The following is a 9003-nucleotide window of genomic DNA, read 5'->3' on the forward strand; positions in this document are numbered from 1 at the left end:
GTGGTCGGTGCCCGGGGCGGCCTCGATCGTCTTCTGGAGCGAGGACGGGGCACTGCCGTGGCCGCCGCCGTGAGCGCCACCGCCGTCCGCGGCGTGGGCGACCCCGCCGCCGAGGGCGAGGGTGCCGAGCAGGACGGCGGCCGAGGTGGCGGCGATGCGCTTGCTGATCTTCATGGTGCGGCTCCTTGCCGTGGGTGCTTTCGACTGACACCCCGAAGCTAGGAGAACCGGGCATTTCGCCGCTCTAACGTTCCGCGCCCCCGCACCCCCTCCGCGCTTACTCCGCCCCGACCGGGGGCGCTCCCGCGGTCGGGGCGCGCCTCAACGTCCCTTGCGGCCGCGGCGGGAGGCGGGTTTGGCCGGCTTCGGGGCCGGGGGGTCGATGCGATGGAGGTCGAGGGTCGGCGGGACCGGGGTGGCTCCGGGGCCGCCCGACTCGGCCCAGGCGATGATCTCGTCGGTGGCGGTGTCGTCCAGGGCCCAGCCGAACCAGGCCGCGCGGGCGCCGCGGCGGCGGGCCTCGGTGGTGGGCTGCACCACGATGACGTTGGCCTGCGCGCAGGGCCCGAGGCAGTCCGTCGTACGGACGGCCAGGCGGCCCCCGGAGGCCGCGGCGGCCTCGCGGAGCCGGGCGAGCTGGCCCGCGTGGTCGGTGCCGGGGTTCTTGCGGGCGTCGCCGCAGCAGCAGCCCCGGCAGACCACCAGGGTGCAGGGGCGTTCGGCGTGGGCGGAGAGCGGGCGTATCCAGGTCACCGCCGCACGTTACCGGGCCTGCGGGGCGGGGTGTTGAGCGGTGCGGGAGACCTCCGCCACATGTTCACCGGGGAGTTCGGCGCCGGCGGCCTGCGCACCGTCCCGGGCGTCCCGGGTGTCCCCCGCGTCCGCGGCGTCTCCGGCGTCCCGGGCCCTGCGCCGGGCCAGGACCGCGCAGACCATCAGCTGCATCTGGTGGAAGAGCATCAGCGGCAGCACGGCGAGGCTCGCCTGGGCGCCGAACAGGACGCTGGCCATGGGCAGTCCGGCGGCCAGGCTCTTCTTCGACCCCGCGAACTGGATGGCGATCCGGTCCTCGCGGGAGAACCCGAGGCGCTCGGCCCCGTACCAGGTGGCCAGCAGCATCACGGCGAGGACGACCGCCTCCACCGCCAGGAGCGCACCGAGGCGCGCGACGCCGACCTGGTGCCAGATCCCGGCGACCATGCCCGCGCTGAAGGCGGTGTAGACGACGAGCAGGATCGAGCCGCGATCCACGTAACCCAGGACCTTCTTGTTGCGGACGAGGAAACCGCCGACCCAGGGGCGCAGGGCCTGGCCCAGGAGGAAGGGCAGGAGAAGCTGGAGGACGATCTTCAGCACCGAGTCGAGGGAGAACCCGCCGGCGCTGTTGCCGAGCAGGCCGGCGGCCAGGAGGGGGGTGAGGAAGATGCCGACGAGGCTGGAGAAGGAACCGGCGCAGATCGCGGCGGGGACGTTGCCCCGGGCGATCGAGGTGAAGGCGATGGAGGACTGGATGGTGGAGGGGACCAGGCAGAGGAAGAGCAGGCCGCTGTAGAGCGGGGGCGTGAGGAGGGTGGGGACCAGGGTGTGGGCGGCGAGGCCGAGGAGGGGGAAGAGGACGAAGGTGCAGGCGAGCACGGTGAGGTGGAGCCGCCAGTGGCGCAGGCCGTCGAGGGCCTCGCGGGTGGAGAGCCGGGCGCCGTAGAGGAAGAAGAGCAGGGCCACCGCTCCGGTGGACGCCGCCTCGGCGAGGGGGACGGCCGCGCCGCGGGCGGGGAGCAGGGCGGCGAGGACGACGGTGGCGAGCAGGCCCATGATGAACGGGTCCACGGGGAGTCGGGCGGGGAGGTGCGGGCGGCGCATGCGGGGGTGCTCACTTGCTCAGGGGCGGGCAGGGGTCCTTCCCATGGTCGGGGGTGGGGTGGTGATCGGGAAACCCGTATACCGCTCTGACTGTCATCACGGAATGGAATGAGCACGACTAGGGTGGACGGTATGTACGACCCCGTCCAGCTGCGCACCTTCCTCACCGTCGCCCAGACGCTGAGCTTCACCCAGGCCGCCGCCCGGCTCGGCGTCCGCCAGTCCACGGTCAGCCAGCACGTGCGGCGACTGGAGGAGGCCACGGGCAGGCCGCTCTTCCTGCGCGACACGCACAGCGTGGAACTCACGGAGGACGGCGAGGCGCTGCTCGGCTTCGCCCGCTCGATCCTGGAGGCGCACGAGCGCGCGACGGCCTTCTTCGCCGGGACCCGGATCCGGGGCCGGCTGCGCTTCGGCGCCTCGGAGGACTTCGTACTGACCCGGCTGCCGGAGATCCTGGAGGCGTTCCGGCACGAGCACCCCGAGGTGGAGCTGGAGCTCTCGGTGGAGCTGTCGGGAACCCTGCACGAGCGGCTGGACGCGGGCCGGCTGGACCTCGTACTCGCCAAGCGGCGCGGGGAGGCCGACGAGCGGGGGCGGTTGGTGTGGCGGGACCGGATGGTGTGGATCGGGGCGGAGGGCCTGCGGGTGGACCCGGACCGGCCGGTGCCGCTGATCGTCTTCCCGCCGCCGGGGATCACCCGGGAGCGGGCGCTCGACGTGCTGCAGGCCGACGGGCGGCCGTGGCGGATCGCCTGTACGAGCGGCAGCCTCAGCGGTCTGATCGCGGCGGCGCGGGCGGGGCTGGGCGTCATGGCCCACACACGGGGGCTGATCCCGCCGGGCCTGGTCCGGGTGGGCGGCCTGCCGGACCTCGGGTCGGTGGAGTTCGCCCTGCTGCGGGGCCCCCGGGTATCGGCCGCCGCGGAGGCCCTGGCGGCGGCGATCCTCTCCGGCGCGGACCGGCTGACGCGGACCGGCTGACGAGGACCGGCTGACGCCGGGCCGGATCGTCGCCGTGTCGTCAGTGGCCGGATGCTGCCGTTCCGGGGCTTGTTCGCCTAGGGTCCCGTTACGTCAACCCCGCCTGACCAGGCGGGCATTCGCACGGAACGGACATGGGGACGCGCATGAGGATCGCAGTACTGGGGACCGGCGAGGTCGGGCGGCAGCTGGCCGGGAAGCTCGTCTCGCTCGGCCACGACGTCACGATGGGGTCCCGCACCGCGGACAACGCCGACGCCGCGGCGTGGGCCGCGGAGACCGGCGGCGCCCACGGGACCTTCGCCGACGCCGCCGCCGGCGCCGAGCTGGTCGTCAACGCCACCGGCGGCCTGGTCTCCCTGGCCGTCCTGGAGGCCGCCGGGGCCGGGAACCTGCGCGGGAAGACGGTCGTCGACGTCTCCAACGCGCTGGACTTCTCCGAGGGGTTCCCGCCCAAGGTCGTCACCCCGGACGGCCACAGCGTCGCCGAGCAGCTCCAGAAGGCCTTTCCCGAGGCGCGGGTCGTCAAGACCCTCAACACCATGAACAACGCCGTCATGGTCGAGCCCGGCCGCGTTCCCGGCCACCACACCGTGTTCCTGAGCGGTGACGACGACGCCGCGAAGGCCGAAACCGCCGCGCTCCTCAAGGAGTTCGGCTGGGACCCGGGACAGATCACCGATCTCGGCGACCTGTCGAGCGCCCGCGCCACCGAAGCCCTGATGGGCCTGTGGCTGCGGCTGTACGGGGTGCTGGGCCCGGTGGACTTCAACATCTCGGTGGTCACCGCACAGTAGTGCTCCGACCGGCAGGGCTGGGGAGGTCTTGTGGAGGTATCCAGCCGTTGATCAACGACGGGGAGGGCTGGGGTAGCGTCGCCGCGCTGCGCGGAGAGGAGCGGGGCCTTGCGCGAGATCACCGTCCCACCCGTCGTCACGGGCTCGCCCGTCGGCGGTCTGGCCGATGCCGTCTTCCAGCACGCCCGCGAGGACCCCGGCCGGGTCGTACTGGGCCGCAAGACGGACGGGGTCTGGCAGGACGTGACCGCGGGAGAACTGGCCGCCGAGGTGACGCGGCTGGCCCAGGGGCTGCTCGCGCACGGCATCCGCTTCGGAGACCGCGTCGCGATCATGTCCCGTACCCGGTACGAGTGGACGCTCTTCGACTTCGCCCTGTGGGCGATAGGCGCCCAGCCCGTCCCCGTCTACCCGAGCTCCTCCGCCGAGCAGGTGCACTGGATCCTGTACGACTCCCAGTGCACGGCCTGCGTCGTCGAGGACGAGGACCAGGCCATGACCGTCGGGTCGGTCATCGAGCGGCTGCCGCTCCTGCGCCGGCTGTGGCAGCTGGACGCGGGAGCGGTGGACGGCCTCTTCGAGGACGGCCGGCAGGTCTCCGAGGACGTCGTGCACCGCCACCGGGGCGCCGTGACGCCCGATGCGACGGCCACGGTCATCTATACGTCCGGGACCACCGGGCGCCCCAAGGGCTGCGTGCTGACGCACGGCAATTTCATGTACGAGGCCGACACGATGGTGACCCGCTGGGAGTCCGTCTTCCAGGCCGGGCCCGGTGAGCAGCCGTCCACCCTGCTGTTCCTGCCGCTCGCGCACGTCTTCGGGCGGATGGTGGAGGTGGCGGCCGTCCGCTCCCGGGTCAAGCTCGGGCACCAGCCGGTGCTGGCGGCGGCCGAGTTGCTGCCGGATCTCGCCGCGTTCCGCCCGACGTTCGTGCTCGGGGTCCCGTACGTCTTCGAGAAGGTCTTCGCCGCCGCCCGCCGCAAGGCCGAGTCCGAGGGCCGGACCGGCCCCTTCGACCGGGCGGTGGAGGTGGCCGTACGGTACGCGGAGGCGCGCGAGCAGCGGGCGTTCGGCACCGGGCCCGGGCCCTCGGCCAAGCTGCGCATGGAGCATCAGCTCTTCGAGAAGCTGGTGTACGGGAAGGTCCGCGAGGCGCTGGGCGGCCGGGTGCGGCACGCCATGTCGGGCGGCTCGGCGATGTCGCGCCGGCTCGGGCTGTTCTTCGACGGCGCCGGGGTCACGGTGTTCGAGGGGTACGGACTGACCGAGTCGTGCGCGGCGGCCACGGCGAACCCGCCGGGGGCCACCAAGTACGGGACCGTCGGGAAGCCGATCCCCGGCTCCACCGTGCACATCGCCGAGGACGGGGAGGTCTGGCTGCACGGCGGCCACGTCTTCTCCGGGTACCTGAACGATCCGCACGCCACCGAGGCGGTGCTGCGCGAGGGCTGGCTGGCCACCGGTGACCTGGGGCGGCTGGACGAGGACGGGTACCTCACGATCACCGGGCGCAAGAAGGAGATCCTGGTGACCTCCAACGGCAAGAGCGTCGCGCCGACCGCCCTGGAGGAGCGGGTCCGTTCGCATCCGCTCGTCTCGCAGTGCGTGCTGGTGGGCAACGACCGGCCGTTCATCGCGGCCCTGCTCACCCTGGACATGGAGGGGGTCGCGCACTGGATGGCGATGCGCGGGCGTCCCCAGCTGCCGGCGGCGGACCTGGTGCTGGATCCCGATCTGACGGCGGAGGTCCGGCGGGCGGTGGTGGCCGCGAACACCCTGGTCTCCCAGGCCGAGTCGATCCGCACGTTCCGGGTCCTGGCCGAGCAGTTCACGGAGGAGCGGGGGCTGTTGACGCCCTCGCTGAAACTCAAGCGCCGGGCGATCGAGAAGGCCTACGCGACCGAGGTGGAGGCCCTCTACTCCCACGACTGAGGGCGCAACCGAAGGCGCAGCCGAGGACCGCCGAAAGCTAACTGACGGATCGTCACTTTACTTGGTCATTGATATTGACGATCCGTCAGGTCGCGCACAGAATGCGGGGATTCCGACCGGAGGGGATCCACACATGTTGCGACCGATCCGCACCCTGGCCGCCGCGGCGGCGACTCTCGCACTCGTCTCCGCCTGCAACTCCGCCTCCAACAGCTCCTCCCCCGACAAGCCGGGGGGCGCCGGCAACTCCCGCGGGGTGAGCGCCGATTCGATCAAGGTCGGCGGCATCGTGTCGATGACCAGCGCCAGCGGTTACAGCAAGAAGGACACCGATCTCGGGGCCAAGGCCCGTTACCTGAGGGCCAATGCCGAGGGCGGCGTCAACGGCCGCAAGATCGACTACATCGGCGCCGAGGACGACGGCCAGGACCCCGCCAAGAACCTTGCCGCGGCCCGCAAACTCGTCCAGCAGGACAAGGTCTTCGCGGTCTCCCCCATGAGCTCGGTCACCTTCTCCGGCTCCGACTTCCTGGAACAGGAGAAGGTCCCCACCTTCGGCTGGGGCACGCTCCCCTCCTTCTGCGGCCCCAAGTACATCTACGGGTTCAACGGCTGCCTCGTCCCCACCCCCGGCGGCACCATCAACCAGACCTGGCCCGAGGGCATCGGCAAGGTCCTCGGCGGGGCCCAGGGCAAGTCCGTCGCGATCATCGCCAACGACAGCGACGCCGGGAAGTTCGGCGTGCGCACCTTCCAGCAGGGCTTCACCAGCGCCGGTTTCAAGGTCTCCTACGCCAAGGCCTCGGTGCCCGGCACCGCCGTCCCGAGCGACTGGTCGGCGTACGTCAAGGAGATCCTCGAGAGCAACGACGGCAAGGCCCCGGACGCGGTCGTCTCGGTCATGCAGACCCCCAACAACATCGGCCTGTTCACCTCGCTCAAGCGCAGCGGGTACAAGGGCCTGCTCTCCGACCCGACCGACTACGACCCGGGTCTGCTCGCCAAGGACGCGACCAAGATGGCCCTCGACGGCGTGCACGTCCTGCTGCAGTTCGAGCCCTTCGAGTCCACGAACCCGAAGATGGCCCAGTTCAAGGCCGACATCAAGGCCGCGAACGGCGGGCAGGACATCCCCCTCAACATGCACATGATGACGGGCTACATGTCGGCCGACCTGTTCGTGTCCATCGCGCAGAAGGCCGGCAAGAACCTGACCGTCGAGTCCTTCCAGGCCGCCGCGCAGGGCTTCTCCGACACCGCGACCCTCGTCGGCGACCGCTCCGAGCCCAAGGGCCAGAAGGACAGCTTCGGCTGCGGCGCGCTCGTCCAGCTGAAGAACGGCGCGTACGAGGTCTCCGTACCGTTCAAGTGCTACGAGCCCATCCCCTTCAAGTAGCGGGCCGGGAAACGGCATGGGAGATCTGCTCGCCTTCGTACTGAGCGGTCTGGTGTCCGGCGCCCTGTACGCACTGCTCGCCACCGGGCTGGTGCTGTCGTACTCGGCGTCCGGGCTGTTCAACTTCGCGCACGGGGCCACCGCCTACCTGTGCGCGCTCACCTTCTACGAACTGCACTCCGGGCTGGGCTGGCCGGCCGTCCCGGCGGCGCTGCTGGTGGTCCTCGTACTGGCACCCGGGCTCGGGTGGGCACTGGACCGGCTGATGTTCCGGCGGCTCGCGCAGGTCGGGGAGACGGCGCAGATCGTCGCCACCATCGGCCTGCTGGTGGCGCTGCCCGCGGCCGGCCTGTGGACGGTCGAACTGCTGACGGACGCGGGCGCTCCGCTCAAACCGGCGGAGAACCAGTTCGGGCTGCCGGGGGTGGGGCCGAGCCCCGCGACGTCCTGGCAGCTCACCGAGGACGTCGGCATCGACTCCGACCAGCTGATCACCTGGGTGGCCACCGCCCTGGTGGCGGTGGCCCTGTGGGTGCTGATGCGGCACACCCGGCTCGGGCTGCGGCTGCGGGCCGCCGTCGACAACCGCTCGCTCACCGAACTGCGCGGGATCGACGCCGGCCGGCTGTCGTCGGTGGCCTGGATGATCGCATCGGGTCTGGCGGGGCTCGCGGGAGTTCTCGCGACCCCGCTCCTGGGGCTGTCGGCGCACGACTTCACCCTGTTCCTGTTCGTATCGGCCACGGCGGCCGTGATCGGGCGGTTCGCCTCCGTCCCCCTCGCGTTCGCCGGCGGGCTGGGCCTGGGCGTGCTGCAGAACCTGGTCGTCGGTTACGCGTCCTTCGCCGACTCCGTCACCGGGTTCAGGACGGCCGTGCCCTTCCTGATCCTCTTCGGCGGACTCCTCGTCCTCACCCGGCGGGCACGCACCGCCGGGACCGCCGCGGTGGACGTGGCCTCCGTGGACCACCTCGCCGGAGCCCCGTGGGGGCGCCGGTGGGGGGTGTGGGCGGCGCTCGGCGTGGCTCTGGGCGCAGCGTTCTACACGGTCACCACGCCGTTCTGGAGCGGTCTCCTCGCCCAAGGGCTCGCGCTGGCCCTGGTGTTCATGTCCTTCACCGTGGTGACCGGACTCGGCGCGATGGTCTCCCTGGCCCAGGGCACCTTCGTCACCGGTGCCGCGCTGGTGGCCGGGCTGCTGATGAGCCACGGCTGGCCCTTCGTCGCGGCACTGGCGGTCGGCACTTGTGTGGCCGCCGTCCTCGGTGCACTGGTCGCACTGCCCGCGCTCCGCCTCGGCGGCCGCTCACTGGCCCTGGCGACCCTCGCGCTGGCCTTCCTCGCGGACCAGGTCCTCTTCCAGATGCGGTGGCTGCGCAACGGGGACTCCGGGTGGCCGATCCCGCGCCCGGTGATCGGGCCGGTGGACCTGTCCGACGACCGGGCGCTGGGCGTGGCGCTGGTGGTCGTGGTCGCGCTGGTCGCCGCCGGGCTCAGCGCACTGCGGAACTCGCCCTCGGGGCGGGCGATGCTCGCCGTACGCTCGGCGCCGGCGGCCGCGATGGCCTCCGGCGTGTCCGTACTGCGGACCAAGCTGCTGCTGTTCACGCTGTCGGCGGGGCTGGCCGGGTTCGGGGGCGTGCTGTACGCCTCGTACAACACCCGGATCACGGCCACCGACTTCACGGCGATGACCGGACTGGTCTGGCTCGCGGTGGTCGTGGCGGCGGGGGTCCGGCGGCCCCAGTACGCGGTGGTGGCGGGCCTGGTCTTCGCGGTGGCTCCGCGGGTGATGGCGGACTACGTCACGGAGTCACCACACCTGCCGGTGATCCTGTTCGGCCTGGCGGGGTTGGCCTTGGCCAACGACCCGGATGGCTACTGCGCGGCTTTCCCGGTCCGCCGCGCCCGCCGCCGGGCCGAAGCCGGGGCGGGGGCCGGGGTGGGACCTGCGGGGCTGTTCCCCACCCCGCCCCTTCCCGAAACTGGGGCTCCGCCCCAGGCCCCGGCCCTCAAACGCCGGGCGGGCTG

The 9003-nt window shown here is 72.1% G+C and carries 7 protein-coding genes; 5 read left to right on the forward strand and 2 right to left on the reverse strand.

Annotation, left to right across the window (positions count from 1 at the left end; translation table 11 throughout):
- Positions 1 to 321: 321 nt before the first annotated feature.
- Both ACWGDE_RS32030 and ACWGDE_RS32035 read right to left on the reverse strand, forming a co-directional pair.
- A complete protein-coding gene (locus ACWGDE_RS32030) occupies positions 322 to 753 on the reverse strand; it encodes a (2Fe-2S) ferredoxin domain-containing protein (RefSeq protein WP_453392542.1) in 432 nt (143 codons plus the stop codon).
- Positions 754 to 762: 9 nt separating this feature from the next.
- Positions 763 to 1860 (reverse strand): bile acid:sodium symporter family protein, encoded by a 1098-nt coding sequence (locus ACWGDE_RS32035; RefSeq protein WP_453392543.1) that lies wholly within the window; start codon positions 1858 to 1860, stop codon positions 763 to 765.
- A 132-nt stretch (positions 1861 to 1992) separates the two neighbouring features.
- Here ACWGDE_RS32035 and ACWGDE_RS32040 point away from each other — a divergent pair, with 132 nt between their 5' ends.
- The 5 genes from ACWGDE_RS32040 to ACWGDE_RS32060 form a co-directional block, all read left to right on the forward strand.
- Complete coding sequence (locus ACWGDE_RS32040) at positions 1993 to 2844, forward strand: LysR substrate-binding domain-containing protein (RefSeq protein WP_453392548.1); 852 nt, start codon at positions 1993 to 1995, stop codon at positions 2842 to 2844.
- Positions 2845 to 2990: 146 nt separating this feature from the next.
- Complete coding sequence (locus ACWGDE_RS32045) at positions 2991 to 3641, forward strand: NADPH-dependent F420 reductase (protein WP_453392544.1); 651 nt, start codon at positions 2991 to 2993, stop codon at positions 3639 to 3641.
- A 108-nt stretch (positions 3642 to 3749) separates the two neighbouring features.
- A complete protein-coding gene (locus ACWGDE_RS32050; protein ID WP_453392545.1) occupies positions 3750 to 5576 on the forward strand; it encodes an AMP-dependent synthetase/ligase in 1827 nt (608 codons plus the stop codon).
- A gap of 133 nt (positions 5577 to 5709) precedes the next feature.
- Positions 5710 to 6972, forward strand: coding sequence for an ABC transporter substrate-binding protein (locus tag ACWGDE_RS32055; protein ID WP_453392546.1), 1263 nt, complete (start codon positions 5710 to 5712; stop codon positions 6970 to 6972).
- Between the two features lie 16 nt (positions 6973 to 6988).
- On the forward strand, positions 6989 to 9003 hold a 2015-nt coding region (locus ACWGDE_RS32060; protein WP_453392547.1), incomplete at its 3' end, for an ABC transporter permease.

Source organism: Streptomyces sp. NPDC054956, assembly GCF_053609185.1.